Genomic DNA, 26,304 nt, shown 5'->3' on the forward strand with positions numbered 1-26,304 from the left:
AACCATGACCGATCTGTCCATCCTGGGCTCCAAAGGTGAGTCCAAACCACACACGCCTGTAGAAAGCCCAGACAGCCTGATCAACGTCAGCTACGCCAACATTTTGGACGGTATCAGCGAGGGCCCAATTGTTGGACTGGTGAATGGCGCGCAATCGATCTACCTGGACAGAACGCCGCTCGCCAACAGTGATGGCAGCCTGAATTTCACGGGTGTGAGCTGGGAGCAGCGTACCGGAGAACACGATCAGGATCACATCGCCGGCTTCCCCGCGGTCGAGTCGCAGATATCTGTGGGTGTTGAGCTGAAGGCCAGCCAGCCCTGGGTCCAATCGTTCAGCAACCTTGAGCTTTCGGCTGTGCGTATCCAGCTTGCGGTCGGCGCCCTGGTTCAGACTGAGAGCGATGGCGATCGCGGCGGCTACAAAGTTGCCTATGAGATCGATCTTTCCACTGATGACAGTGACTACCAGGTCGTCAATCAAAATGCGTTCGACGGCAAGACCACGACCGGCTACCAGCGGTCTATCCGTATCGAGTTGCCCAAGGCCGAGCGCGGCTGGCGCCTGCGCGTGCGCCGCACCACCCCGGATTCGACCACCTCGAACATCCAGGCCACCACCTCGATCGGTACCTACACCGAGATCATCGACGCCAAGCTTCAATACCCCTATACCGCGCTGTGCGGGCTGAAGATCGATGCGAGTCAATTCTCCGCTGTGCCTGAGCGCGCCTACCGGATTCGCGGGCGCATCGTCCAGGTGCCGAGCAACTACGATCCGGTCAGCCGGGCTTACTCCGGGACGTGGGACGGTACTTTCAAGCTGGCCTGGACCGATTGCCCGCCTTGGATCTGGCGTGACATCGTACTCAATGAACGCTATGGCTTGGGCCGCTTTATCGATGCCAGCCAAGTAGACAAGTGGGGGCTGTACCAGATCGCCCAGTACTGTGACGCGCTGGTATCTGATGGCAAGGGTGGCCAAGAGCCGCGATTTACCTGCAACGTATACCTGCAGTCGCGAGCTGATGCGCTGACCGTTCTTCAAGACCTGGCCAGTGTGTTCCGTGGCATGAGCTATTACGCCGGGGGCGAGGTGGCTTGTGCAGCCGATATGCCAGGCGACCCGGTCTACACCTACACCAACGCCAATGTGATTGACGGCAAGTTCAATCGCCCAGGCTCGAGTGGATCTACGCGCTTCAGTGTGGCCAAGGTCGCCTGGAGTGACCGCGAAAACTTCGGCAACCAGCGCGTGGAGTACGTGCAAGATCAGAAAGCCCTGGTGCGGTATGGGGTGCGGGAAACCGAGGTGACGGCCTTCGGCTGTGTTTCTCAGGGCCAAGCGCAGCGGGCTGGGCAGTACATTCTGCTCACCAACCGCCTGGAAACTGGAACCATTACGTTCAGCGTTGGCCTCGACGGGACCATCTGCCGCCCAGGCGACATCATTCGCGTGGCGGATGAGCACTATGCGGGTATCCCTCTGGCGGGTCGGATCAAAGATGCCACCGCCACGTCCGTTACCCTGGACAACGACGTCACTGCCGCCTCTGGCGATACTCTGGTAGTGATCCTGCCGAAGGGCGTGGCTGAGACCCGCATCATCCGCTCGGTTGTCGATCGGGTGGTCACCGTCACCGAAGCATTCTCGGCCGTGCCTGTGAAGGATTCGGTCTACACCATCGAGACGGCTGAGCTGGTCGCGGAGACCTACCGTGTCCTGAGCGTCAACGAGAACTTCGGCGACGACAAATTGCAATACGACATCGTTGCCGTCGCCCGCAATGCGAGCAAGTTCGACGCGATCGACAACGGCGCACAGATCGTCATCCCGCCAACCAGCGTACTGCCGGCAGCTGTTCAGGCGCCACCAACCAACATCGACCTGACTACCTTCGACACCCTGAACCAGGGCATCAACGTAGCCACTATGCGTATCACTTGGGACCCGCCACGCGGTGCCCAGAGCTATCGCGTGTGGTGGAAGCGCAACAACGGCGACTGGATTTATGCGGGGGTTACTTACACCGCGGCCTTGGAGGTGCGGGGCATTTACACAGGAACCTATACCGCGCGCGTGGCTGCTGTGGGAGTTGCTGGAAACAGCTCTGTCTGGGCCTATTCCGACCCGACCCAGCTGTACGGTAAGACTGGTGAGCCCCCGTCCATTACCAGCCTGACCACTGAAAGCCTGTTGTTCGGCATTGGCATCAAGTGGACTTTCCCCGACGGCGCCGAAGACACCCAGCGCACCGAGCTGTGGTACAGCGAAGGCACCGATCTGGAGTTGGCCACCAAACTGTCCGACCTAGCCTACCCGCAGAACGAGCACGTCATGCAGGGCCTGCGCGCCGGGCAGCGGTTCTTCTTCTGGGCTCGCCTGGTTGACCGCACTGGCAACGTCGGCCCGTTCTTCCCTGTGGCTCCGACTGTCATCTCTGGTGTTGCCAGCATGGACGCCGGTCCGATCCTGGAGCAGATCAAGGACCAGATCACCGAGAGCGAGTTGGGTCAGGAGCTCACCGACCGCATCGACCTGATCGACAAGGAGGGCCCGGGCTCGGTCAACGAGCGCCTGGGTGAAGTTCGCAGCGACCTGAGCCAGCAGATCGTCGACGTCAACAACTCGCTGGGGCAAGTGCAGTCCGAATTGCAGCAGCAGATCGACAGCATCGCCGATCTGGCCGACTCCATGCCGTACAAGCCTGACCAAGCCTACACGGCTGGCCAAGGTACGTTGGGCGAAGACGGCAAGCTGTACCAGGCCAAGGTTGACGTGCCGGCCGGCAATCCGCCGCCTAACGCGACCTACTGGATCGACATCGGCCAGACGGTGCAGACGGCAAACGGTCTCGCCGCGCGCGTCGGTACAGTGGAGACCAGCGTCACAGAGTTGAACGGCGAGGTTGATGCCCAGGCCCAGCAGATCGATGGCCTGCGGACCAGCATCGACGGGAAGGCTGACGCCTCGACGGTGAGCAGCCTGTCGAACCGTGTCACGCAGAACGAGCAGGGCCTTTCCAGCCAAGGCCAGGCCCTCACCGGCGTACAGAACAGCCTCAACACCACCAACCAGAACGTGACCGCAGCCCAGCAGGCCGCCCAAGCCGCTGCCGATGCTGCTGGCGCCAAGGGCAAGGTGCTGTACCAGTCTACCGTGCCGGCAGTGGCGGACCGCCTGGCGCAGAATCTCTGGATCGACACAACCGGCAATGCCAACACGCCCAAACGCTGGAGCGGTAGCGCGTGGGTGGCCGTGACCGACAAGGTGGCGACGGACGCAGCTGCTGCTGCCGCCAGCGCACTGAGCCAGGTCGCTACCAAGGCTGACGCTTCGACGGTGCAGGCGCTGACCAACACCGTGACCCAGCAAGGTCAGGACATCACGGCGGCCGGCCAGGCCATCACCAACATCAACACGTCGCTCAGCCAGGTGGGCGGTGAGAACCTGCTTTACAACCCGTCGTTTGATAAAGCATCGGCTGCTAGCGCTAACGTCGCTGATGGGTGGTACTGGCGCACGCAAACCGCCGTCACTGTAGTGCCGTCGCTTCTGCCATCGGCCTTGGGAGCTGGCGGCAAACGGCAAAGACTGGAAGTATCGGGGCTGATAGCCGGTACCGGCACTCACTACGTTGATTTCGTGCCCGAGTCGGCTCCTGCTGACTTCCGGCCCCCCGTCTATGAGGGGGTCGTAGGCACTGCATCTATCTATATCCGTGGCAGCTCGGGGTTGATGGTGCAGATCTACATGCAGTACAAGGATGCGGCCGGGGTGACGATAGGTACTCACGGCCCCGTCAACGTCAGCACCTCTCCTGTCGAGTCGTACAACCGCATCGTACTCACCGGACTAGCCGCACCTGCGGGTTCGGTGCGAGTAGACATTCTCTACCGGATCAGATCTGCTCCGGGGTCTAGCATCACGGCCGGTTTTGTTGACCTGGATAAAGCACAATACGAACATAGTCCTGTTGTGACGGGCTGGCGCGACAATGGGCAGGTCAATGCATCCGCTATTGCGGCCAACGCCACTGCCACCACAGCACTGACCGGCCGGGTAGGCCTCACGGAACAAGGCCTCACTAGCGTTTCGGGCAGCATCACCGAATTGAACAACACAATTGGCGATGTTGGTGGTGAGAACCTGTTCTACAACCCCACTTTCAATTCTAACGGTTCCGGATCAGATATCGCCGATGGCTGGGCCATGGAAGGTTCGGCCGTGAGTGTGGATTCCAGAGTCACTTCTTGGCTCAACTCCGGGGAGAAAGCAATCCGAGTTGAGGTTTCAGGCGTGGGGAATGCCGGCCCCTACAAATCCGTGCGCCCCACTGGCGGAACGCCAGATCGAAGACCCAAAGTGGCGGAAGGCCAGACCTTGACAGCGTCTGTTTATCTTCGCGGTACTGCCGGTTTGGGGTTTAGGTTCTTCCTCCAATGGATCAACGCTGCGGGTTCTTCGATAAGCGCACCGAACTCGTTGATGTTCACCATCACACCTGGAGGTGAACGCGTTCAATACAGCGGCGTTGCACCGGCCGGTGCCGTTAGTTGCTACGTTTATCTCAGGATTTATAGTGCTACTGGTGCCGTCACATCAGGCCATGTCGAAATGGCCAGACCCCAATTCGAGTACGGCACACGTGCTACAGGTTGGCGCGATAACGGTCAGGTCAATGCGGCGGCTACGTCGGCGGTTTCGACAGCGGTAGATAGCCTTGGCTCTACAGTGACCCAGCAGGGCAACAGCATCACTAGCGTCTCTAACCGGACCACATCCCTGGAGAACTCGGTCAATAGCACGACTAATGGACTCGCCACTAAGGCGTCGGCCTCGGCGGTGGACGCGCTGACCAACCGTGTTTCCGCAGCGGAGGGGGTCAACACCAGTCAGTCCAGCAGCATCACTGAGCTCAACAACAACGTTGGCGCAATGCAAGATGCGCTGGGGGCCTCCGGTCTCGATCCAGCACCCAACTGTTTGTGGCAATTCGATAGCACCACCGAAGGTTGGGTGGCTTCGGGCGCAACGCTGGCGCAGGGGGCTGGGTTCATCAAAATCACTTCGACCGGTTCGGATCCGCAACTGCACAGCGGTACGGCGGCGACGCTGTCTATCACAGGCAGTCTCTACAGCTGCGTGCGGGCGCGCATCACGCGTCGGGCCGGTGCCGTTACGGACTGGGATGGCCAGTTGTTCTACCAGACCGCTGGTCACGGGTTCTCGGGTAGCTATCGAGCAATCGCGGCTAACCCGAACTTGGCAGTAGGACAATCGGCAGTGGTCGAGTGGGACATGGCCAACCTGGCAGCAGGCGGAACGGACTGGGTGGACAGCACTATCACTCGGCTTCGCTTGGACATGGGAGCTACAAGTGGCGGCGCTTTCGATGTGGACTGGGTTGCCGTCGGCAGGGTTGCGCCATCGGCCTCCAGTCGTGCAGTGGAGTCGTTGACCTCGACCGTGACTCAGCAAGGCGATGATCTTAGCGCCCAGGCGCAACAGCTCACCGGCCTGCAGACCTCGGTTGGTAACAACTCGGCGTCGATCCAGCAGGTAGCCAATGCCCAATCCACGCTCAACGGGAAGATCAACGCGTCCTACTCGGTGAAGCTCCAGGTCACCGCTGGTGGACAGTACGTTGCTGCTGGCTTCGGTCTGGGCGTTGAGAACAGCGGGGGAGTGCTGCAATCGACGTTCGCGGTAATGGCGGATCGGTTCGCAGTCCTTAATCCTGCAGGGAACGGGTTTATTAGTCCATTCGCGATCCAGAACGGACAGGTATTTATTAACGATGCTCTAATTTCAAAGCTGTCCGTGCAGAATGCCATCGTCGGTACAACCATCGCTTCATCTACCTATTCGCAATTTGGTGAGCCTCTTATGACGCTGAACTTCAATTCGGGAGAAATCATCATGCGTAACTGGAGTCGGCAACTTACCTATACCAAGATCAATAATGATGGCATCGACGTTGTAGTTGACGGTGTCCGCCGAGTTCGGATGGGGGTGTGGTGAAATAAATGGCATCTAATGCAGGTCTTCAGGTATTCGGTGCTGACGGTAGATTGCTTGTAGATATGAGCATGTCCATAAGTCAGCACCAAGGGGATGTAGTTACCAATGCTGCCAACGGCTCTATTGCTTTGCCCGCTCTACCGGCCGGAAAGCAGCGTTTCTATATCATTGTAACTCTGGTTGATACTCAGCAATGGAAGGGTAAGAAGCCAGGGGTAACAGTCTCGAGCAACACCTTGACTTGGCAATATCAACACTCAACGTGGTTTGGGCAGTTCTCTGCCAACTGCCGGATCTACTACGGGTATTACTAGGAGGCGTGATGCCTGTTGGATTCCAAGCTTTCAAGGAGGACGGCACTCTCTTATTTGACATCGATCATATCAGCTACGGTCTGCTCAAGAGCGGCTACCTGAACCTGGTGGACAGGTGGGGCCGGTACTTCATCCGCTCGGCGAACCTGCCCCCGAACGAGGAGGGCAGCTACTCCTACCTGCAGCTGCTCGACCCTATCTGCGGCATCACTATCACCGACGCGGTATCACCCATTGTGTTCTTGGTGGGTGACGGAAAGCCCTGTGGTGAATCGGTGAGCGGTAACGTTCGAACATTGTTTTTCCAGGGCTGCACGCCAAACACCAAGGCGTTCGTGTTCGACCTGATGCGTGATGTTGGTGAGCGGAGCGGAATGGAGTGCTACGACGCCACCGGACGGATCAGCTTTACCACTGGTATGCCGCCTCTCAATATCATCGCAACAGTCAACCCTCCGGCCATTAGCGCGCCTATTGCTGGAAACACTGATCAGCGCTGGACGCCCTATGTTGGTGGCGCTAATGAGGCGTCTGGTCGAGAGTGGTCGACCGGCGATTTTGCGCAGGTAAAGGGTGCTGCCTATGTTCCTGTAGTTGCTGGAGAACTTGCCGCCTGCCTAACTTTCTCGCGAAGTGCCGGAGTTATCCATGGAAGGGACTTCAGTGGCAGCACCCAACTGGGCGCAAGTGAAGGGTGTGGCGGCTCATCTGGAGGCGTCCGATTCTTCTTCAGTCCCGCAGTTGCAACGACATCCACGATATTCAGCAACAACAGTACGATCTGGTTCGATATTCCAACGGATCGGCAACCCCAGGCGCTTGTAATTCGAGCGACTGACTATCCATTCCCATTTAGATAATTGAAATGAGCGAGAAAATACCTATGCCATATGTCGCCGTAAACATGAGCAATGCCTACGACGTTGCCAACAACACACGATACGCCACTCAAGAAGAAGCCGATGTCCGGGCACGGGAGATCCTGAGCCAGTTCCCGGCCGCCCAAGTTTTCACCGCCCAGGTGCTGAAAGATTACAGCGCCGAGGTGACCGTGACCGCGAAAGACCCGGTTGAGCCAGAGCCGGCGCCTGAAGCGCCTACCGCCTGACGCTCATCCATCGTTCACCCAGGCCCGCCTCGTGCGGGCTTCTTTTTGTCTGGAGAAAACCTATGACCACACCCCGCGGCGTCCGCAACCGCAACCCCGGAAACATCGATTTCAACCCCCGCAACGACTGGCAGGGCCAGATCGGCAAGGAGCCGGGCGGGCGCTTCGCTCTATTCGACACCCCCGAGAATGGCATCCGCGCCCTGGGCAAACTGCTGATCAACTACCGGGGCAAGGACGGTATGCCAGGCGTGGGCGGGAAGGGCATAGACACCGTGCTCGAAACCATCAACCGCTGGGCGCCGAGCAATGAGAACGACACCCAGGCCTACGCCGGCGCCGTGGCCAAGCGCCTGGGCGTGCGCACCACCGACCCGATCAACATCAAAGACCCGGCCACGCTGCGCGGGATGGTGGTCAGCATCATCATCCACGAGAACGGCGGCAATCCTTACAAGGACCAGGTGATCGACGAGGGCGTGCGTAGGGCGCTTTCATGAGTGCCTGGGCGCTGCGCCTCGCCGGCGCCGGCCTGCTGATGCTGGCGGGCATGTTGGTGGGCGGCTGGGCCGCCATCAGCCACTTCCGCCCGGTTCTCAACGCGGCCCAGGACCAGTTTGCCGTGTGCGCCGCCGCGCGCGACAACCTCGCCGGCCTGGCGCAGGAGCAGGGCAAGGCCCTGGGCGACCTGGTTCTGGCGGCGAACTCTCGTCAGGCCGTCGCCGAGCGGGCGGTGAGTGAAGCAAAAGCCAGCGCAGATCTCGACTACGCTGCGGCCAACCGGCTGCTGCAGGAGCACACCGGCGGCGACCAATGCGCTGCCGGTGCTTCGATCATCGACAAGGAGCTTGGGTTATGAAGCTGGTGCCGGACTCGAAAACTTGTAGGAGCGGGAATGGGGCTTTTTCAGCTGCAACTCGCGTGTTGCGAGGCTTGGCCTGTAGGAGCGGGATAGTGCTGGCGCTGGCCATTTCCGGGTGCGCTGGCAGCATCAAGCCGCAGGTGCAGTACGTGCGTGTCGAGGTGCCAGTGCAGGTGCCGTGCCGGGCGCCGGAGGTGCCAGTGCCGCCATGGGCAGCTGCCAGCCTGCGAAAGACCGACCGCCTAGAGCTGAAAATTCGGGCGTTGCTGGCTGAAAGGAGGCAGCGTATCGGCTATGAGCGCGAGCTGGTCGCAGCAATCGCCGCCTGCAGGTGAACTGATCGAGTGGAGGTTTACTTCGAATGTCTTTTGATGACGATTTTGCTGGAGTGGCCTTTTTTTGAGGTTACGACGTAAACAGATCCGTCATCTGCCCCGGTCGCTACAGCCTGAGTCGTCAGAGCTCCACCAAATCGACGTACTAACCTACCTGTCATGACTCTCAGGCCGGCGCTACCCAGCTTTTTAGTGACCTTGGCCTCAGCGGTAGGTATAGCTTCCGCACAGGCCTTGGCCACTGCGTGACTCATCTCATCCCGTTCTTCGAAGCTTGAATTCTCGTATTCACCAAAAAACTCTTGTCTATCAACTTTTTTGGCCAGGGAACGCATACGATCGAAGAAATCATCCTCGGTCTCGACCTGAAAAGTCTTGGTCATTTGGATTTCCTCTCTTCAAGATACTGCTGCCAGTCTGCCTGAAATTTGGCCAAGGTGTCTTCTATTGAGACAAACGTGACCGGCTCAACCCCCCCCCATGTAGTGACGGTGGTCGTAGCCATGAGCGTTGTCGTATCCCACGACTCTGCCGTTGTCTCCAGAATAAACCCTGGGGTTGATGTATGCCATGCTGTACGTGAGCACCTTCCCGCACTCTTCAATGACATATTCAATTCTGATCTGACCGTTCCCACGCTTTGTGGAAATCGAGAAGCGTTCGGAGATCTTTTTCGTGGCGCTCTTGCCGGCCTTGCCTTTCGATTTCCCCATTTTCGATCCGTTCGAATTCTGTCCCAGGCGTCCATCGGACGAGTCTCATCGCATCCCCAGGCTGTCATTAAGCTGGCATTCCTGAGCCAAAACAGCCCATTTGGGCACAAAAAAGGCACTTGCGAGATTCGCCAAGTGCCTGATTTGTAAGGATTATTTGGTGGAGCCGGGGGGATTTGAACCCCCGTCCGCCAGTACTCCGCTGTCGGTACTACATGCTTAGCCGTGTCTATTGAGTTAATCCGCAGCCGCCCGACGGGCAGGGTGCTTTGGACGAGTTGGGTAAGTTTTAGTCGCTTTGCCCCCAACGTGCTACACGACGATCCTGTTCTGTATGACAATCATTTCGGGTTTACAGGCATCCCCTGATGATTGCTGGAGCCGAAGCTACCAGGAGAGCGGGCTCAGCTGCTTACGCAGCGAGAGCGTAACCCTCGTAGTTTTCGTCATTGGCAACTATAGAAAGTTGCAACAGTGGATTTACGAGTTCTGTTACCAACTCGGCATGCACCTAGAGTTTCGCTACCGGCGTCGAATCCTAATCGGCCCCACACTCAGCTCTAGCTGACGTACCTTTCGGCACGTGCTGCTGAGTATACGCCTTTGCGCGGGCGGCGTCGACAGCCGCTTCTTGCCGCCCGCTCAAAGCTTAGCTACCGCTGCCACCGGCCGAGCCGCCACCCTTCTCGGTTTTTTCCAGGCGTTCGAGCACTTTGGTGGAAATGGCGATGCATTCTTTGGTGTCGCCCGACGCCTGCGCGGCCTTGGCCTTGTCGACGTGTTCGGTGATGGCCTTGTCCAGGCCTTCGGAGGTGGCGCCGGCGGTGGCCATCTGGTCGTCGATCTTCTGCAGGTTGATAGTGCACAGGTCGTCAGCAGCGAACACCGGTGAAGCCAGGAGGGTAGCGGCCGCGAAGAGGGCCGAAAGCGCGGTACCTTTCATGGGTGTCTCCTTGAAGGCCTCTGGAAGGTGGGCCTGTAAGGGTGGACTGTTGGGGTTTGCCGAGGGTTCAATCGGGGTGCTGGCTTGGCGACATGATGGTGTGCGGCGGGGTGTTGCCGCTGATTGGGCCGCAGCGCGGCCCAGGTGGCATCAGTGGGATTTGTTCAGCCCAAGCTCGATATCGTCGATCAGTGCCTTGGCCATCTCGCTCAGGATGCGCGCCGCGCTGCCGGCTTTGCGGTCGTTTTCCATTTCGGCTTCGGTGGTGAGGTGGCGGATGCAACCGAGCAGTACTGATAGCTGGCTGAAGGCGTGCTCGAAAGGCACGCCCGGTTGCAGGCGAAACAGGTCGAAGGTTTCCCTGCCGGCTGTGGTGACGTTTTTCAACGCGTCGTTCATTGAATCACCTCTGCCTTTGCGCGTTGTAGAGGCCAGTCAAGGCATGCTCGATCAGGGCTCTGGATGTTTCGCAGGCGTGCTCGGCGTTGCTGAGCATGCTCAGGCCCGGTTCGCCGGCGTGGGTGCGGCAGTGTTCATCGATGGTTTCGGCGACGCCGCGCAGCAGTTCGCTGGCGTGGGCAAGGGCGTCTGGAGGGGGCATGTCGCTGTGGATGGAGAAGTAAGGGTTGGTGAGAAGTTTGGAGCGGGGTGGGTCGGGTACGATTTTCTTCATGGTGCAGATCCCAGTTTGATTACTCAACAGGAGCTGCCTACGCGATCCTTTCTCACGGGATTGGGTGGCAGCCATGCGTGGGGTGAGAAACCGGTAAACATGGGAAATCCGGCCAGACCGAGGTCTGCCCACGCAGGGCCGCCATTACGAGGCTGCTGTCATGTTTACGGGGTTCTCACACCCTGTCGTTCGAAAACGACCCAGGGAAGTTAGCCCTGATGGTTGTGAGCAACAACAGCGAAACGGCAGCGGCGGTCGTAGGATAAATCCCAAAGCATTTAATCCAGAAGCATTTGGTTGCAGGTTAGGAAATGTCTTACGGGTGGAGGGCTTAGGTGAGGGCTGTGCCCTCGATCGCCGGCAATTGGGCCGCAGCGCGGCCCGGGTGGCATCAGTGGGATTTGTTCAGGCCAAGCTCGATGTCGTCGATCAGCGCCTTGGCCATCTCGCTCAGGATGCGCGCCGCGCTGCCGGCTTTGCGGTCGTTTTCCATTTCGGCTTCGGTGGTGAGGTGGCGGATGCAGCCGAGCAGTACTGACAGCTGGCTGAAGGCGTGCTCGAAAGGCACGCCCGGTTGCAGGCGAAATAGGTCGAAGGTTTCCCTGCCGGCGGTGGTGACGTTTTTCAATGCGTCGTTCATTGAATCACCTCTGCCTTTGCGCGTTGTAGAGGCCAGTCAAGGCATGCTCGATCAGGGCTCTGGATGTTTCGCAGGCGTGCTCGGCGTTGCTGAGCATGCTCAGGCCCGGTTCGCCGGCGTGGGTGCGGCAGTGTTCGTCGATGGTTTCGGCGACGCCGCGCAGCAGTTCGCTGGCGTGGGCCAGGGCGTCTGGAGGGGGCATGTCGGTGTGGATGGAGAAGTAAGGGTTGGTGAGGAGTTTGGAGCGGGGTGGGTCGGGTACGATTTTCTTCATGGTGCAGATCCGATCGTGGCTGGATTTGAGCTGCCCTTCGTCTTCCTCTCACAGAATAAGGTGGCAGCCGAACGCGGGGTGAGAGACCGGCAAAGATCGGCATAAGCCAGCCAGGCCGAAGCCTGCCCGCGTTGCGGCTGCCATAGCAGTACTGCCGAAGTTTGCGGGCTCTCACACCCAAATCGTCAAAGATGACGACCCAGGGAAGTTAGCCCTGATGGTTGTGAGCAACAACAGCGAAACGGCAGCGGCGGTCGTAGGATAAATCCCAAAGCATTTAATCCAGAAGCATTTGGTTGCAGGTTAGGAAATGTCTTACGGGTGGAGGGCGTAGGCGAGGGCTGCGCCCTCGATCGCCGGCAAGCCGGCTCCCACATGGATTGCGCCGGCTTTTAGAAATTGGGCAAGACGGTTGCTTACACAGGTAAAGCGCAGGGCTGAAGAACTGCGCGGCCGCGGTGGGAGCCGGCTTGCCGGCGATGGGCTGCGCAGCAGCCCCCATAGCGGAGCTGTAATAGCACGAGCGCGCTCGACGGGACCAGCGAGCATCTGGGGCCGCTTTGCGGCCCATCGCCGGCAAGCCGGCTCCCACAGGGATCGCGCCAGCTTTTAGAGGTTGAGCAAGACAGTTGCTACCACCGGGGGCAGCGCTTGCCGGCGAATCGAGGACAGATCAGAGCGTACGCGGGCGGGTGACGCGATCCACCAGGTAAACCAACCCGTGGTAATCGATTCCGCTGTGGCTGGACAACCCGATCTCACAGGTCCGGCTGGTGGAAATCCCTTCACTGCAATACTGCACTGCGTCCTTAAGGCTGCGCAGTGAGTGGGCATTGAGCTCTGGTGTGGTAAAGCCCTTGTCACCGGCAAACCCGCAACAGTGAATCCCTTCCGGGATCACCACTTGCGTGCTGCAGCGCCGCGCCAGGTCGATCAGCGCCTGGCTTTCACCCAGGTGCTGGGTGCTGCAGGTCACGTGCACCGCCACCGGCTCGTTTTGTGGGGTGAACTCCAGCTTGTCCATCAGGTGGGTGCGGATGAAGCGCACCGGGTCGTACAGGTCCAGGCGGGTGTCGCCCAGGTCCTGCACCAGGCGCAGGGTGCACGGGCTGGTGTCGCAGTAGATGGGGTCGAGGCCGCCGCGGCTGGCGTGCAGCAGCGCGTTGATGAGCTCCTGGCGCTTGTGCTCCGCTTGCTCGGGGTAACCTTTGGACGCGAACGGCTGCCCGCAGCACAAGCTGTCGGCGTTGCCGGGGAACACCACCTGGTAACCGGCCTTTTCCAGCAGGGCCCGGGTCTTGTCCATTAGTGAGCTTTGCTCGCGGTCGGCATAGGCCGGGCCCATCACCCGTGACACGCAAGCCGCCAGGTACACCACCCGTGGCCGGGCATCGTTGCTCGCCGGGCCGAAATCGATGCTGCGCAACGGCTGCGGCATGGCGGGGGACCATTGCGGCAGGCGGCCGTTGCTGGCCTTGCTCAACGACGCACTCAGGCGGCCCAGGCGCGGGGCGCCGAGCAGCTTGCGGGCGGTGTTGGCGGCGGTCAGGGTCAGGCGGGCGCCACCCAGTGCAGTAGGGAAGTGCTCGGCCAGCCAGTCGGCGGTCTTTGCATGCTCGGCGGCCTGGCTGCGCAACTTCTTCACCAGCTCGCCGGTATTGATGCCCACCGGGCAGCGCTGGGCGCACAGGCCGGTGGCGGCGCAGGTGTCGATGCCTTGGTACTGGTAAGTCTGCAGCAGTGCGCGGGTATCGATGCCGGCGCGTTTTTTCGCCTGAATGTCACGCCACATGACGATGCGCTGGCGTGGGCTGAGGGTCAGGCCTTTGGAGGGGCAGACCGGCTCGCAGAAGCCGCACTCGATGCATTTGTCGACGATCTCGTCGGCGGCAGGCAGGGGCTTGAGGTTTTTCAGGTGAATGTCCGGGTCTTCGCTCAACACCACGTCGGGGTTGAGGATGCCGTTGGGGTCGAGCAGGCGCTTGAGCGTCCACATCAGCTGATAGGCGTCATGCCCCCACTCCAGCTCCACGAACGGCGCCATGTTGCGGCCGGTGCCGTGCTCGGCCTTGAGCGAGCCGCCGAACTCCACGGCCACCAGTTGCGCCACGTCATCCATGAAAGCCTGGTAGCGCGCGACTTCTTGCGCGCTGTTGAAACCCTGGGTGAAGACAAAGTGCAGGTTGCCCTCCAGCGCATGGCCGAAAATGATCGCTTCGTCGTAGTGGTGCTTGTCGAACAGCTGGATCAGGCGGTTGACGCCTTCGGCCAGTTGCTCGACGGGGAAGGTGACGTCTTCGATGATCACCGTGGTGCCGGTCTGGCGCACGGCGCCGACGGCGGGGAAGGTGTCCTTGCGGATCTTCCACAGCTGGTTGTACACCGCCGGGTCTTCGCTGAAGTCGACTTTCTGTTCCAGCGGGTATTCGGCGATAGAGGCCATGACCTGTTGCAGTTGTTCGTGCAGCAGGCTCTGGCTGGCGGCCCGGGACTCGATCAGCAGCGCGCAGGCGTTGTCCGACAGGCCTTTTACCCACAGCGGCATGCCCGGCATGTTTTGCACCGAACGCAGGCTGCGGCGGTCGAGCAGCTCCACGGCGGAGACCGGCTGGCGCTTGAGCACGGTCACCGCGCGGCAGCAGCTTTCCACGCTGGGGAACACCAGCAGCGCGCTGGCCTTGTGCGGGTGATCGGGCACGGTGTCGTAGGTGACGGCGCTGATGAAGCCCAGCGTACCTTCAGACCCAACCAGCAAATGCTGGAGGATATCCAGCGGCTTGTCGTAATCCACCAGGGCGTTGAGCGACAGGCCGGTGGTGTTCTTCAGCCGGTACTTGTGCCGGATGCGCTCTGCCAGTGCGGTGTTGGCGCGGGTTTCGCGGCCAAGCCGGGCCAGCGCTTCGAGCAGGTCGGCGTGGCTGTTTTCAAAGGCGGCAACGCTGGCCGGGTCTTCGCTATCCAGGCGCGTGCCGTCAGCCAGCACCAGGCGTAGGCCGGCCAAAGTGTGGTAGGTGTTCTGCGCGGTGCCGCAGCACATGCCGCTGGCGTTGTTGGCAACGATGCCGCCGATCTTGCAGGCATTGATCGAGGCCGGGTCCGGGCCGATCTTGCGCCCGTAAGGGGCTAGCCAGGCGTTGGCCTGGGCACCGATAACCCCGGGTTGCAGGCGGATCTGTTCGCCCTGGCCACGGATCTCCTTGCTGCCCCAGTTATCGCCGAGCACGATCAGCACCGAGTCACTGATAGCCTGGCCGGACAGGCTGGTGCCCGCGGCGCGGAAGGTCACCGGCACGCGCTCGCGCTGGGCCAGTTGCAGCAGCCCGACCACTTCGTCTTCCGACTCCACGCGCACGACCAGCTTGGGGATCAGCCGGTAGAAACTGGCGTCGGTGCCAAAGGCCAGGGTGGACGTGGCGTCGTCGAAACGGCGATCGGCGGGTATCAGGCGCTCGGCATCACGCAGGAATGCGGCGGGCAGGCTCATGCTATCTCCTCACCGGGCCACGGCGTCTGGCGCGCCGCATGCCCGGTTGTACAGGCGGTGTTTTTGCAGGCGCTCAAGCGCCCAGTTCGCGTACCAGCGAGTCGCGGCTGATCTCGCTGATCGCCTTGGCGCCCGTGAGCACCATGGCCACGCGCATTTCCTTTTCGAACAGTTCGAGCAGGTTCTTCACCCCGGCCTGGCCATGCACGGCTAGGGCCCAGAGGAAGGCGCGACCGATGAGCACGGTGTCTGCGCCCAGGGCGATCATGCGCACTACATCGAGGCCGCTGCGGATGCCGGAGTCGGCGAGGATTTTCAGGTCGCCTTTCACTGCGTCGGCGATCGCTGGCAACGCACGGGCGCTGGACAGCACGCCGTCGAGCTGGCGGCCGCCGTGGTTGGAGACGACGATGCCGTCGGCACCGAACTTGACCGCGTCACGTGCGTCGTCGGCGTCGAGGATGCCTTTGATGATCATCGGGCCGTCCCAGAACTCGCGGATCCATTCCAGGTCCTTCCACGAAATCGACGGGTCGAAGTTGTTACCCAGCCAGCCGATGTAGTCGGCAAGGCCGGTTGGGTTGCCGCGGTATTTGGAGATGTTGCCCAGGTCGTGCGGGCGGCCCATCACGCCAACGTCCCAGGCCCATTCGGGGTGGGTCATGGCCTGCAACACGCGGCGCATTGGCCCGTTGGCACCGCTCATGCCGGAGTGGGCATCACGGTAACGGGCGCCTGGCACCGGCATGTCGACGGTGAACACCAGGGTTTTGACCCCGGCGGCCTTGGCCCGCTCCAGCGCGTTGCGCATGAAGCCGCGGTCTTTGAGCACATACAGCTGGAACCACATCGGCCGGTCGATGGCTGGCGCCACTTCTTCGATCGGGCAGACCGACACGGTAGACATGGTGAAGGGGATGCCATGGGCGGCTGCCGCACGGGCTGCCTGCACTTCGCCGCGGCGGGCATACATACCGGTGAGGCCGACCGGGGCGAGGGCCACGGGCATGCTCAAGGTTTCGTCGAACAGCCGGGTTTCCAGGCTCAGCTCGGACATGTTCTTCAGCACCCGCTGGCGCAGGGCAATGCCGGCCAGGTCCGAGACGTTGTGGCGCAGGGTGTGCTCTGCGTACGCGCCGCCGTCGGCATAGTGGAAGAGGAAGGGGGGCAGCTTGCGTTGGGCCGCGGCGCGATAGTCGGTGGAGGCGGAAATGATCATGGATTCTCGCAGCGTGGGTTGAAGGAGATGCCGGGCGCTCGGTGGCGCCCGGCCCCTTTCACTTTAGTGATGGACCAGCATGCCGGTCAGCCAGTAGGCCTGAACCAAGGTGATCAGGCCGACAATGGTGGCGAAGAACAGGCTGTGCTTGACGGTGAAGCGGAACAGGTCGGACTCCTTGCCGACCAGGCCGGTGGCTGCGCAGGCCACGGCGATCGACTGCGGCGAGATCATCTTGCCGGTCACGCCGCCGCTGGTGTTGGCCGCTACCAGCAGGGTGTCGCTGACCCCGATCTGGTGGGCGGTGGTGGCCTGCAGCGAACCGAACAGGGCATTGGACGAGGTGTCGGAGCCTGTGAGGAACACACCCAGCCAGCCCAGGAACGGCGAGAAGAACGGGAACGCGGCGCCGGTGCCGGCCAGTACCAGGGCCATGGTCGAAGACATGCCCGAATAGTTGGTGACGAAGGCGAAGGCCAGGACCATGCCGATCGACAGGATCGGCCAGCGCAGTTCCCAGAAGGTTTCCTTTAAAGTGGTAAGACCAGTTTTGAAGTTGATCTTCAATACGGCCATGGAGATCAGCGCGGACAGGAAGATCGCCGTACCGGTGGCGGAGATCGGGTCGAGCTTGAACACCGCTGGCATGGCGGTCGGCGCGGCGACGATCGGCGCGGTCTTGATCACCAGCTGGTCGAGGTGCGGGATGGCGAAGTTGAACACGAAGTTGTACATCGCACCGCCCGGGGCGAATGCCGCCTTGAACGGTTTCAGGGTCCAGATGGTGACCAGTACGGTGAGGATCAGGAACGGCGACCAGGCCTTGAAGATTTCACCGAAGCTGTAAGGGCTTGGCTGGCTGCCGCCGCTGCTGACCACGGCGGCGCCGACGCTGCCTTTGGCTTCGGCGAACGAGCGCTTGGGCTGCCAGACCTTCAGGAACAAGGTCAGGGCGACAAGGCTTGCCAGGGCCGAGGTGATGTCCGGCAGTTCCGGGCCGATGAAGTTGGAGGTGAAGTACTGGGTGACGGCGAAGCTCAGGCCGGCCACCAGGGCTGCAGGCCAGGTTTCTTTGACGCCGCGCAGGCCGTCCATCATGAATACCAGCCAGAACGGCACGAACAACGACAGCAGAGGCAGCTGGCGGCCGGTCATGGCGCCGATGTGGAAGGCGTCGATGCCCGTGACCTGGCCGGCGACGATGATCGGGATGCCCAGGGCGCCGAACGCCACGGGGGCGGTGTTGGCGATCAGGCACAGGCCGGCGGCGTACAGTGGGTTGAAGCCCAGGCCCACCAGCAGCGCGGCAGTGATTGCCACCGGTGCGCCGAAGCCGGCCGCGCCTTCGAGGAAGGCACCGAAGCAGAAACCGATCAGCAGCACCTGCAGGCGCTGGTCGTCGGTGATCGACAGTACCGAGCTGCGGATCACCTCGAACTGGCCGCTCTTGACCGTGAGTTTGTACAGGAACACCGCGGCTACGATGATCCAGGCGATTGGCCAGAGGCCGTAGAGGAAGCCATAGCCTGCGGCAGCAAGGGCCATGTCGACCGGCATCTGGAAGGCGAAGATCGCCACCAGCATCGATAATCCAAGGGTAATGCTGCCGGCGACGTGGCCTTTGAGGCGGAACACGGCGAGGGCCAGGAAGAAGAACACGATGGGTATGACCGCCGCCAGTGCGGACAGGCCAAGACTACCAAGCGGGGAATAGAGTTGTTGCCAGGTTTGCATATGGGGTAGCCCCTAATTGTTGTTGGTCAGGCACTGGCATTGGATAATTGGTAAGACCAATTTACAATGGCTGGACGCTAGGTTAAAAGCGCTGTCATGGGTGTGTCAATTTGTCCCGTGCAAAACTTTGGTCGTGTGCCGATGAGCGGGCGGCTGATGGCATGGGAAAAACGTCGGCTGGTGGGTGTCGGCGTGGCGTGGATCGGCGAGAATAGGCGCCCCCTGAACTTTGCCGGGGGTTTGTGGAGAGCATGTGATGGTTTTTGATCAGGTCCGCCAGCGGCGCCTGTCCGACGACATCGTCGATCGGTTGGAAGGGATGATTCTCGAAGGCACGCTGACCTCAGGCCAGCGGCTGCCGGCCGAGCGTGCCCTGGCCGAGCAGTTCGGTGTGTCGCGCCCCTCACTGCGCGAGGCGATCCAGAAACTGGTGGCCAAGGGGCTGCTGGTCAGTCGGCAGGGTGGCGGTAACTATGTGGCCGAATCGCTCGGTTCAACCTTCAGTGACCCATTGCTGCAACTGCTGGAGCACAGCGCCGAGGCGCAGCGCGATTTGCTGGAGTTCCGTCACACCCTGGAGGCGTCATGCGCCTACTACGCTGCCCAGCGCGCCACCGAGCCAGATCGGGCGCGCCTCAAGGCTGCATTCGACACCCTGCAGGACTGTTATGCGCGGGCTGACCAGGTCACGCGTGCAGAGGAGGGCGCGGCGGATGCGCGATTCCACCTGGCGATTGCCGAAGCCAGCCACAATGCGGTGCTGCTGCATACCATTCGCGGGCTGTTCGACCTGCTCAAACGCAACGTGGTGACCAACATCGGGGGCATGTACCAGCAGCGTACCGAGACGCGGGACATGCTGATCAGCCAGCACCGTGAGTTGTACCAGGCGATTGTCGAGGGCAGGGCGGATGATGCGCGGGAGGTGTCCAGCCGGCACATTCTGTATGTGCAGGAGGTGCTGGAAGAGGCGCAGAACGAAGCCCAGCGCGTAGCGCGGGCAGAGCGGCGCAGCGGGCGCTGATCGGTTGCTGCTGAATGCGCGCCCTGTAGGAGCGGCCTTGCGTCGCGAAAGGGCCGCAAAGCGGCCCCAGGATATCAGCGGCGCCACAGATATCCTGGGACTGCTGCGCAGTCCGTTCCGACCGGTCCGCCTCCCCGGCAAGGCCGCTCCTACGGCGATCGCGCAAGGGCGGGAATTAGTCTTCCTTGCCCTTGTTCCGCACCGCACGCTGCAGCTCGCGGTTGGAATCGCGTTCGCGCACGGTGTCGCGCTTGTCGAATTCCTTCTTGCCCTTGCCAAGCGCAATCTCGCACTTGATCAGGTGCTTGCTCCAGTACAGCGCCAGGGCCACACAGGTGTAGCCCTTCTGCGCCACCGCAGCTTCCACACGCTCCAGCTCACGCTTGTTCAGCAGCAGCTTGCGCGAGCGGATAGGGTCGGCGATGACGTGGGTGCTGGCAGTGGTCAGCGGGGTGATGTGGCTGCCGAACAGCCAGGCTTCGCCATCCTTGAGCAGCACGTAGCTGTCGGTCAGGTGCGCCTTGCCGGCCCGCAGGCTTTTTACTTCCCAACCGGACAGGACCAGCCCGGCCTCGAACTTGTGCTCGATGAAGTAATCGTGTCGCGCCTTTTTGTTTTGCGCGATGGTCCCGGTCGGATGTTTCTTTTGTTTAGCCATAGGGGCGGCATTATAGGCAAGTCACCGCGTGGTCGGCTACGGGATTTAGGTGCGCTTGAGCCACCGCAATGAATACCGGACAATACAGGCCCTGTCTTACGCACAGAACCTGTTTTTGGCACGCTGCGAAGCCCGCCACCCAGCCTTGGAAGTGACGCCTGGATGACTACCCATATTCAACGCTCCGCCCTGCTGCCGTACCCTGCCCAGGCGCTGTACGACCTGGTCAATGATGTAGCCAGCTACCCGCAGTTCCTGCCTTGGTGCTCGGCCTCGACTGTGCTCGAAGCCAGTGACACGCACATGCGCGCCAAGCTGGAGGTGGCCAAAGGTGGCATGAGCCAGCAGTTCGTGACCCGCAATGTGCTGGTGCCGGGGCAGTCCATCGAGATGAACCTGGAGGAAGGGCCGTTCACCCAGTTGCATGGCGTGTGGGTATTCAAGGCGCTGGGTGAAAAAGCCTGCAAGATCAGCCTGGACCTGTCCTTCGATTATGCCGGGCCGATTGTGCGGGCGACCTTGGGGCCGCTGTTCAATCAGGCCGCCAACACGCTGGTGGATGCGTTCTGCCAGCGTGCCAAACAGCTCAATACGTGATGCTGCCAAGTCATCAGGCACAAAAAAGCCCGGACTGATCCGGGCTTTTTTACGCCTGCATTTACTGCGGCGAGGTATCCAGCGGGGCAGGTGTCGGCACCGGTGTGGTCTCGATGGTGTCGATCTCGCGCTGGATGGATTCTTCCACCGAGCCTGGCTTGGCCGGCTGCTCTTCCGGTTGCGACGCAGGCTGGCCTGGCTGGGTGGCCGGGCTGACAGTCGTATCGCTGCTGCCGCCCAGGATTTCCTGGTCGCGGCTCACGCCTGGCATGAAGTCGCCCGACAGGCTGACCAGTTGGTCGCTGTCGTTGAAGAAGATGCTCATGCGCTCCTGCTGGCGTTGACCGCCACCAGGTTGCAGGCTGTACAGGTAATCCCAACGATTGGTGTTGAAAGTATCCTGGAGCAGAGGGTTGCCCATGATAAACCTTACTTGCCGGCGGGTCATTCCGGGGCGTAATTGGTCTATCATGTCTTGCGTAACGACATTGCCCTGCTGGATGTCGATTTTGTAAACCCCGGGAAACGAGCAACCGGCGAGTGCGAGCAGTCCCACGAAGGTGAGGCTGGTTAGCAAGAGCTTGGTGTTGTTTTGCATCGGTGGGCGACTTCCACTATCTTGGCTGGACAACGTAAACCCCGATCATACCCGTATTAAGAGAAGCTGCGAAGCAGCATCGGCGAGAAAGCTGACCATGGTTGAAAATAGCGAATTGCGCAAAGCCGGTCTCAAGGTGACACTGCCTCGAGTCAAGATCCTTCAGATGCTCGACTCGACCGAGCAACGTCACATGAGCGCCGAGGATGTCTACAAGGCGCTGATGGAGGCTGGCGAGGACGTCGGTCTGGCAACCGTTTATCGCGTACTCACCCAGTTCGAGGCTGCTGGGCTGGTGGTACGGCACAACTTCGATGGCGGTCACGCAGTTTTCGAGCTGGCGGACGGCGGTCACCACGACCATATGGTCAACGTGGAGACCAGTGAAGTCATCGAATTCATGGACGCCGAAATCGAGCGGCGCCAGAAAGAGATCGTGGCCGAGCATGGCTACGAGCTGGTGGACCACAATCTGGTCCTCTACGTGCGTAAGAAAAAGTAACGATTGCGGTCGTTATGAAGAGCAAAGGCGACCCTGGGGTCGCCTTTGTGCTTTCTGCTGTAGGGGTAGCTGCGGGAGCCAGCTGTCGGCGATGACGCCAGTGCAGGCAGCATTACACCTTACCGGACACCACCATCTTGCGTGCATGCGCCAGCGATTCCTTGGTCAGGTCGATCCCGCCCAGCATCCGCGCCACTTCCTCGACCCGCTCGCGCTTGCCAAGGCTGGCCACGGCAGTGTGCGTGGTGTCGCTGTTGCGCACCTTGTGCACGAACAAATGATGATGCCCCTGCGCCGCGACCTGAGGCAGGTGGGTGACGGTCAGCACCTGGCCGCGCTCACCGAGGCGGCGCAACAGTTGGCCGACGATCTCGGCCGTCGGGCCACCGATACCCACGTCAACCTCATCGAAGACCAGTGTCGGGATCCGTGAGGTTTGCGCCGTGATGACCTGGATCGCCAGGCTGATCCGTGACAGTTCGCCGCCGGAGGCCACCTTGGCCAAACCTTTGAGCGGCTGCCCGGGGTTGGCGCTGACCAGTAGCTCGATCTGCTCAAGGCCGTGTGGCGACAGGTCGCTGCTTTCGTTGGGTGTGAGTTCGATGCAGAACCGCCCGCCAGGCATGCCCAGGCGCTGGATCTCCTGTTCGACCGCGACGGCGAGCTGCTGGGCCGCCTGCTGGCGCAGGGCGCTCAGCTCGGTCGCCCTTTCCTGATAGTGCTTGGCATAGGCGGACAGTTCTTCGCCCAGGCGCTCTATGGATTCGTCGCTGGCATTCAGGCCTTCCAGCTCCTCCATCAACTGCTGCTGCAGGTGGGGCAGTTCGGTCGGGTGCACGCGATGTTTGCGCGCCAGGGTGTAGATGGTGTCGAGGCGCTCTTCCAGGGCCTGCAGGCGCATGGGGTCGGCGTCGAAATTGTCGAGGAAGCGGTTGAGTTCGCCTACGGCTTCTTCTATCTGGATCTGTGCGCTGGCGATGAGGTTTGCGGCTTCACCCAGCGCCTTGGGGGTGTTGGCTGCGGCGCCCAGGCGATTGAGGCTGGAGGTGAGTGCGCCAAGCACATTGCCTGAGTCGCTTTCGCTGCATTGGTCGATGACCTGGCGGCAGATGCCGAACAGGGCCTCGGCGTTGGTCAGGTTCTTGTGTTCCTGCTCCAGCTGCTCCAGTTCGTTTTCACCCAAGCCAAGGTTGTCGAGCTCTTCCAGCTGATAGCTGAGCAACTGGTGGCGGGCGCGCTGCTCATCGCCGGAGTTGCACAGGCGCTCGAGCTCCAGGCGGGTCTGGTTCCAGCGCTTGGCTGCGAGCTGGACCTGGCGGGACAGGTCGATGGCGCCGGCATATTCGTCGAGCAGGCGGCGGTGGGTGTCGGTCTTGAGCAGCGACTGGTGCTCGTGCTGGCTGTGGATGTCGATCAGCAGTTCCCCGAGCGCCTTCAGGTCACCCAGTGGGCAGGGCGTGCCGTTTATGTAACCGCGGCTGCGGCCTTCGGCAGTGATGACACGGCGCAGGATGCACGGGCCGCCGTCGTCCAGGTCGCGCTCGGCCAGCCATGTGTGCGCTTCGGGGATATCCACCAGATCGAAGGTGGCCAGGATGTCCGCCTTGTCCGCGCCAGGGCGCACCACGCCGCTGTCGGCGCGATCACCGAGGGCCAGGCCGAGGGCGTCGAGCATGATCGATTTGCCTGCGCCGGTCTCGCCGGTGATGACGGACATGCCGCGGGCGAGTTCGAGATCGAGGTGTTCGACGATGGCGTAGTTGTGAATGGACAGATGCACCAGCATGGGGCGGCTCCCGAGAAGTCAGGTCTGGTTATTTATACAGTACTTTTTTCGAGCCTGCCAATGCCTGCTCGCAGTTTCCATCGTCGACCTGAAAACCGCTTTGCCCCTTGAAGCTGATTTTTCCGGCCCCATATAGCCGGCAGACACGGCGAGCTTTGCTCGTACTACAGAGATTGCGGAGGAGAGACCCCATGGCTGACGAACAGCTGAATGAGAAAGACCTTAACGCCGAAGAGGCTGGTGCAGTGGATAACGGCGCCCGCGTTCAAGAGCTCGAGGAGCAGCTGGCCGCCGCCAAGGATCAGTCCCTGCGTGCCGTTGCCGATCTGCAGAACGTGCGTCGCCGCGCCGAGCAGGATGTCGAGAAGGCGCACAAGTTCGCCCTGGAAAAGTTTGCCGGCGACCTGTTGCCGGTGATCGACAGCCTGGAGCTGGCTCTGGCGCACTCCAGCGCTGAAGATGAGCAGGTGAAGAAGATCCGTGAAGGCGTCGAACTGACCCTCAAGATGTTCCAGGACACCCTCAAGCGTTACAACCTCGAAGCCATCGACCCGCACGGCCAGCCGTTCAATGCCGAGCACCATCAGGCCATGGCCATGCAGGAAAGCGCCGAGGTAGAGCCTAACAGCGTGCTGAACGTGTTCCAGAAGGGCTACCTGCTCAATGGCCGCCTGCTGCGCCCTGCCATGGTGGTGGTCAGCAAGGCGCCGAGCGCGCCGCAGCCTTCGATCGATGAAAAGGCTTGAAATCCGACGGGGCATCCCCATCTAGGTGTCAAGCCTTCAAGTATTACCGCAGTTGGCCAAAGTAGTCGCTGCTACCAAATTCAAGTTTCGGGAGAGTAAACATGGGCAAAATCATCGGTATCGACCTGGGGACCACCAACTCGTGCGTCTCCATTCTGGAAAACGGTAACGTCAAGGTCATCGAAAACGCCGAAGGTGCGCGTACCACCCCTTCGATCGTGGCCTACGCCAATGACGGCGAAATCCTGGTTGGCCAGTCGGCCAAGCGCCAGGCCGTCACCAACCCGCACAACACCCTGTTCGCAGTGAAGCGCCTCATCGGCCGCCGCTTCGAAGAAGATGTCGTGCAGAAAGACATCAAGCTGGTGCCGTACAAGATCGTCAAGGCTAACAACGGTGACGCCTGGGTCGAAGCTTCCGGCAAGGAAATGGCGCCGCCACAGATCAGCGCCGAAGTCCTGAAAAAGATGAAGAAGACCGCCGAAGACTACCTCGGCGAGCCAGTCACCGAGGCGGTCATCACCGTTCCGGCCTACTTCAACGACAGCCAGCGTCAGGCCACCAAAGACGCCGGTCGCATCGCGGGTCTGGACGTAAAACGCATCATCAACGAACCGACCGCTGCTGCGCTGGCCTATGGCATGGACAAGGCGAAGGGCGACCACACAGTCATCGTTTATGACCTGGGTGGTGGTACCTTCGACGTATCGGTCATCGAAATCGCCGAAGTCGACGGTGAGCACCAGTTCGAAGTACTGGCCACCAACGGCGACACCTTCCTGGGTGGCGAAGACTTCGACATGCGCCTGATCGACTACCTCGTCGACGAGTTCAAGAAAGAGTCGGGCATGGACCTGAAGAACGACCCTCTGGCCCTGCAGCGTCTGAAAGAAGCTGCTGAGAAGGCCAAGATCGAACTGTCCTCCGCTCAGTCGACCGACGTGAACCTGCCGTACATCACTGCAGATGCGACCGGTCCGAAGCACCTGAACGTGAAGATCTCCCGCGCCAAGCTGGAGTCGCTGGTGGAAGACCTGGTCAACCGTACCATCGAGCCTTGCCGCATCGCCCTGAAAGACGCGGGCATCGACGCCAGCAAGATCGACGACGTGATCCTGGTCGGTGGCCAGACCCGTATGCCGCTGGTTCAGAAGGCCGTAGCCGACTTCTTCGGCAAGGAAGCTCGCAAGGACGTCAACCCGGACGAAGCAGTTGCCATGGGCGCTGCCATCCAGGGTGCCGTACTGGCCGGTGACGTGAAAGACGTACTGCTGCTGGACGTCAGCCCGCTGACCCTGGGTATCGAAACCATGGGCGGCGTGATGACCCCGCTGATCGAGAAGAACACCACCATTCCGACCAAGAAGTCGCAGGTGTTCTCGACTGCCGACGACAACCAGGGCGCAGTGACCATTCACGTGCTGCAGGGTGAGCGCAAGCAGGCTTCGCAGAACAAGTCGCTGGGCAAGTTCGACCTGGCTGACATCCCGCCAGCACCGCGTGGTGTTCCGCAGATCGAAGTGACCTTCGACATTGACGCCAACGGCATCCTGCACGTCGGCGCCAAAGACAAGGCCACCGGCAAGACCCAGTCGATCGTGATCAAGGCCAACTCCGGTCTGTCCGACGAAGAGATCGAAAAAATGGTGCGTGACGCCGAGGCCAATGCCGAGGAAGACCGCAAGTTCGAAGAGCTGGCCGCTGCCCGCAACCAGGGTGACGCGCTGGTTCACTCGACCCGCAAGATGGTCGCTGACGCCGGTGACAAGGTCACTGCCGAAGAGAAGACTGCCATCGAAGCGGCCGTGGTTGCCCTGGAAGCCGCTGTCAAAGGCGACGACAAGGCTGCCATCGATGCCAAGGTCGAAGAGCTGTCCAAGGTCTCCGCGCCGGTAGCCCAGAAGATGTACGCCGAGCAGTCGGCCGAACAGCCTCAGGGCGGCGCTCAGCAGGCCGAGCCGGAAGCCAAGCACGATGACGTGGTTGACGCCGAGTTCGAAGAAGTGAAAGGCGACGACAAGAAGTAATCGTTGCATGTTGTCGGCCAGCCCACCGCCGTTTGGCGGTGA

The 26,304-nt window shown here is 61.1% G+C and carries 24 protein-coding genes and 1 other RNA gene; 11 read left to right on the top strand and 14 right to left on the bottom strand.

The genetic code is table 11. From position 1 onward, the window contains the following. The first annotated feature begins 4 nt into the window (after window positions 1-4). The 6 genes from ACW4TB_RS23820 (at window position 5) to ACW4TB_RS23845 (ending at window position 8,644) form a co-directional block, all read left to right on the top strand. Window positions 5-6,025: a phage tail protein gene (locus ACW4TB_RS23820; protein ID WP_455828593.1), complete on the top strand. Its 6,021-nt coding sequence runs from the start codon at window positions 5-7 to the stop codon at window positions 6,023-6,025. Between the two features lie 322 nt (window positions 6,026-6,347). Continuing rightward, window positions 6,348-7,199: a hypothetical protein gene (locus ACW4TB_RS23825; RefSeq protein WP_323616421.1), complete on the top strand. Its 852-nt coding sequence runs from the start codon at window positions 6,348-6,350 to the stop codon at window positions 7,197-7,199. Window positions 7,200-7,222: 23 nt separating this feature from the next. After that, window positions 7,223-7,447, top strand: coding sequence for a hypothetical protein (locus tag ACW4TB_RS23830; protein ID WP_323616423.1), 225 nt, complete (start codon window positions 7,223-7,225; stop codon window positions 7,445-7,447). 62 nt (window positions 7,448-7,509) lie between these two features. Continuing rightward, window positions 7,510-7,947: a structural protein P5 gene (locus ACW4TB_RS23835; protein WP_455828591.1), complete on the top strand. Its 438-nt coding sequence runs from the start codon at window positions 7,510-7,512 to the stop codon at window positions 7,945-7,947. Further along, window positions 7,944-8,306 carry a hypothetical protein gene (locus ACW4TB_RS23840; protein WP_455828590.1) on the top strand — a complete coding sequence of 121 codons (363 nt, stop codon included), beginning with the start codon at window positions 7,944-7,946 and terminating at the stop codon, window positions 8,304-8,306. Before ACW4TB_RS23835 ends, ACW4TB_RS23840 begins: the two co-directional genes overlap by 4 nt. Window positions 8,307-8,401: 95 nt before the next feature. Then, window positions 8,402-8,644 (top strand): hypothetical protein, encoded by a 243-nt coding sequence (locus tag ACW4TB_RS23845; RefSeq protein ID WP_455843091.1) that lies wholly within the window; start codon window positions 8,402-8,404, stop codon window positions 8,642-8,644. Window positions 8,645-8,661: 17 nt separating this feature from the next. Here ACW4TB_RS23845 and ACW4TB_RS23850 read toward each other — a convergent pair whose 3' ends face one another. From ACW4TB_RS23850 to ACW4TB_RS23900, 11 genes are all read right to left on the bottom strand, one after another. Next, on the bottom strand, window positions 8,662-9,027 hold the full coding sequence (locus ACW4TB_RS23850) for a hypothetical protein (RefSeq protein ID WP_455828589.1): 366 nt from the start codon (window positions 9,025-9,027) through the stop codon (window positions 8,662-8,664). Window positions 9,028-9,111: 84 nt separating this feature from the next. After that, window positions 9,112-9,357, bottom strand: a complete 246-nt coding sequence (locus ACW4TB_RS23855) for a toxin-antitoxin system TumE family protein (RefSeq protein WP_455843092.1) — start codon at window positions 9,355-9,357, stop codon at window positions 9,112-9,114. Between the two features lie 158 nt (window positions 9,358-9,515). Further along, window positions 9,516-9,907, bottom strand: a transfer-messenger RNA (tmRNA) gene (ssrA, locus tag ACW4TB_RS23860). A 99-nt stretch (window positions 9,908-10,006) separates the two neighbouring features. Continuing rightward, on the bottom strand, window positions 10,007-10,300 hold the full coding sequence (locus tag ACW4TB_RS23865) for a hypothetical protein (RefSeq protein ID WP_279932467.1): 294 nt from the start codon (window positions 10,298-10,300) through the stop codon (window positions 10,007-10,009). Window positions 10,301-10,450: 150 nt separating this feature from the next. Then, window positions 10,451-10,699, bottom strand: coding sequence for a DUF3077 domain-containing protein (locus ACW4TB_RS23870; RefSeq protein WP_012312626.1), 249 nt, complete (start codon window positions 10,697-10,699; stop codon window positions 10,451-10,453). A gap of 4 nt (window positions 10,700-10,703) precedes the next feature. Continuing rightward, a complete protein-coding gene (locus tag ACW4TB_RS23875; RefSeq protein ID WP_115273537.1) occupies window positions 10,704-10,973 on the bottom strand; it encodes a hypothetical protein in 270 nt (89 codons plus the stop codon). A 391-nt stretch (window positions 10,974-11,364) separates the two neighbouring features. Continuing rightward, window positions 11,365-11,613 (bottom strand): DUF3077 domain-containing protein, encoded by a 249-nt coding sequence (locus ACW4TB_RS23880; RefSeq protein ID WP_012312626.1) that lies wholly within the window; start codon window positions 11,611-11,613, stop codon window positions 11,365-11,367. A gap of 4 nt (window positions 11,614-11,617) precedes the next feature. Then, window positions 11,618-11,887: a hypothetical protein gene (locus tag ACW4TB_RS23885; RefSeq protein WP_012312628.1), complete on the bottom strand. Its 270-nt coding sequence runs from the start codon at window positions 11,885-11,887 to the stop codon at window positions 11,618-11,620. Between the two features lie 673 nt (window positions 11,888-12,560). After that, a complete protein-coding gene (locus ACW4TB_RS23890) occupies window positions 12,561-15,371 on the bottom strand; it encodes an FAD-binding and (Fe-S)-binding domain-containing protein (RefSeq protein WP_279933636.1) in 2,811 nt (936 codons plus the stop codon). Between the two features lie 73 nt (window positions 15,372-15,444). After that, window positions 15,445-16,590: an FMN-dependent L-lactate dehydrogenase LldD gene (gene lldD, locus ACW4TB_RS23895; RefSeq protein ID WP_251962020.1), complete on the bottom strand. Its 1,146-nt coding sequence runs from the start codon at window positions 16,588-16,590 to the stop codon at window positions 15,445-15,447. 63 nt (window positions 16,591-16,653) lie between these two features. Further along, entirely contained in the window at window positions 16,654-18,324 is a 1,671-nt protein-coding gene (locus ACW4TB_RS23900) for a lactate permease LctP family transporter (RefSeq protein WP_279933637.1), read from the bottom strand. A gap of 256 nt (window positions 18,325-18,580) precedes the next feature. Here ACW4TB_RS23900 and ACW4TB_RS23905 point away from each other — a divergent pair, with 256 nt between their 5' ends. Continuing rightward, window positions 18,581-19,348, top strand: a complete 768-nt coding sequence (locus ACW4TB_RS23905; RefSeq protein WP_012312632.1) for an FCD domain-containing protein — start codon at window positions 18,581-18,583, stop codon at window positions 19,346-19,348. Window positions 19,349-19,523: 175 nt separating this feature from the next. Here the strand turns inward: ACW4TB_RS23905 and smpB are convergent, their stop codons facing one another. Beyond that, complete coding sequence (smpB, locus tag ACW4TB_RS23910) at window positions 19,524-20,006, bottom strand: SsrA-binding protein SmpB (RefSeq protein ID WP_012312633.1); 483 nt, start codon at window positions 20,004-20,006, stop codon at window positions 19,524-19,526. Window positions 20,007-20,168: 162 nt separating this feature from the next. Between smpB and ACW4TB_RS23915 the strand changes: the two genes are divergently transcribed. Continuing rightward, window positions 20,169-20,603: a type II toxin-antitoxin system RatA family toxin gene (locus ACW4TB_RS23915; RefSeq protein ID WP_012312635.1), complete on the top strand. Its 435-nt coding sequence runs from the start codon at window positions 20,169-20,171 to the stop codon at window positions 20,601-20,603. Between the two features lie 61 nt (window positions 20,604-20,664). Here ACW4TB_RS23915 and ACW4TB_RS23920 read toward each other — a convergent pair whose 3' ends face one another. Then, window positions 20,665-21,201: an outer membrane protein assembly factor BamE gene (locus ACW4TB_RS23920; protein WP_279933638.1), complete on the bottom strand. Its 537-nt coding sequence runs from the start codon at window positions 21,199-21,201 to the stop codon at window positions 20,665-20,667. Window positions 21,202-21,298: 97 nt separating this feature from the next. Here ACW4TB_RS23920 and fur point away from each other — a divergent pair, with 97 nt between their 5' ends. Continuing rightward, on the top strand, window positions 21,299-21,703 hold the full coding sequence (gene fur, locus ACW4TB_RS23925; RefSeq protein ID WP_008096237.1) for a ferric iron uptake transcriptional regulator: 405 nt from the start codon (window positions 21,299-21,301) through the stop codon (window positions 21,701-21,703). Window positions 21,704-21,815: 112 nt separating this feature from the next. Here the strand turns inward: fur and recN are convergent, their stop codons facing one another. Continuing rightward, complete coding sequence (recN, locus tag ACW4TB_RS23930) at window positions 21,816-23,489, bottom strand: DNA repair protein RecN (protein ID WP_279933639.1); 1,674 nt, start codon at window positions 23,487-23,489, stop codon at window positions 21,816-21,818. Window positions 23,490-23,680: 191 nt separating this feature from the next. Here recN and grpE point away from each other — a divergent pair, with 191 nt between their 5' ends. Both grpE and dnaK read left to right on the top strand, forming a co-directional pair. Continuing rightward, a complete protein-coding gene (gene grpE, locus ACW4TB_RS23935; protein WP_012312638.1) occupies window positions 23,681-24,235 on the top strand; it encodes a nucleotide exchange factor GrpE in 555 nt (184 codons plus the stop codon). Between the two features lie 101 nt (window positions 24,236-24,336). Continuing rightward, a complete protein-coding gene (gene dnaK, locus ACW4TB_RS23940) occupies window positions 24,337-26,262 on the top strand; it encodes a molecular chaperone DnaK (protein ID WP_237859328.1) in 1,926 nt (641 codons plus the stop codon). The last annotated feature ends 42 nt before the right edge of the window (window positions 26,263-26,304 follow it).

This window comes from Lelliottia jeotgali, from assembly GCF_977070485.1.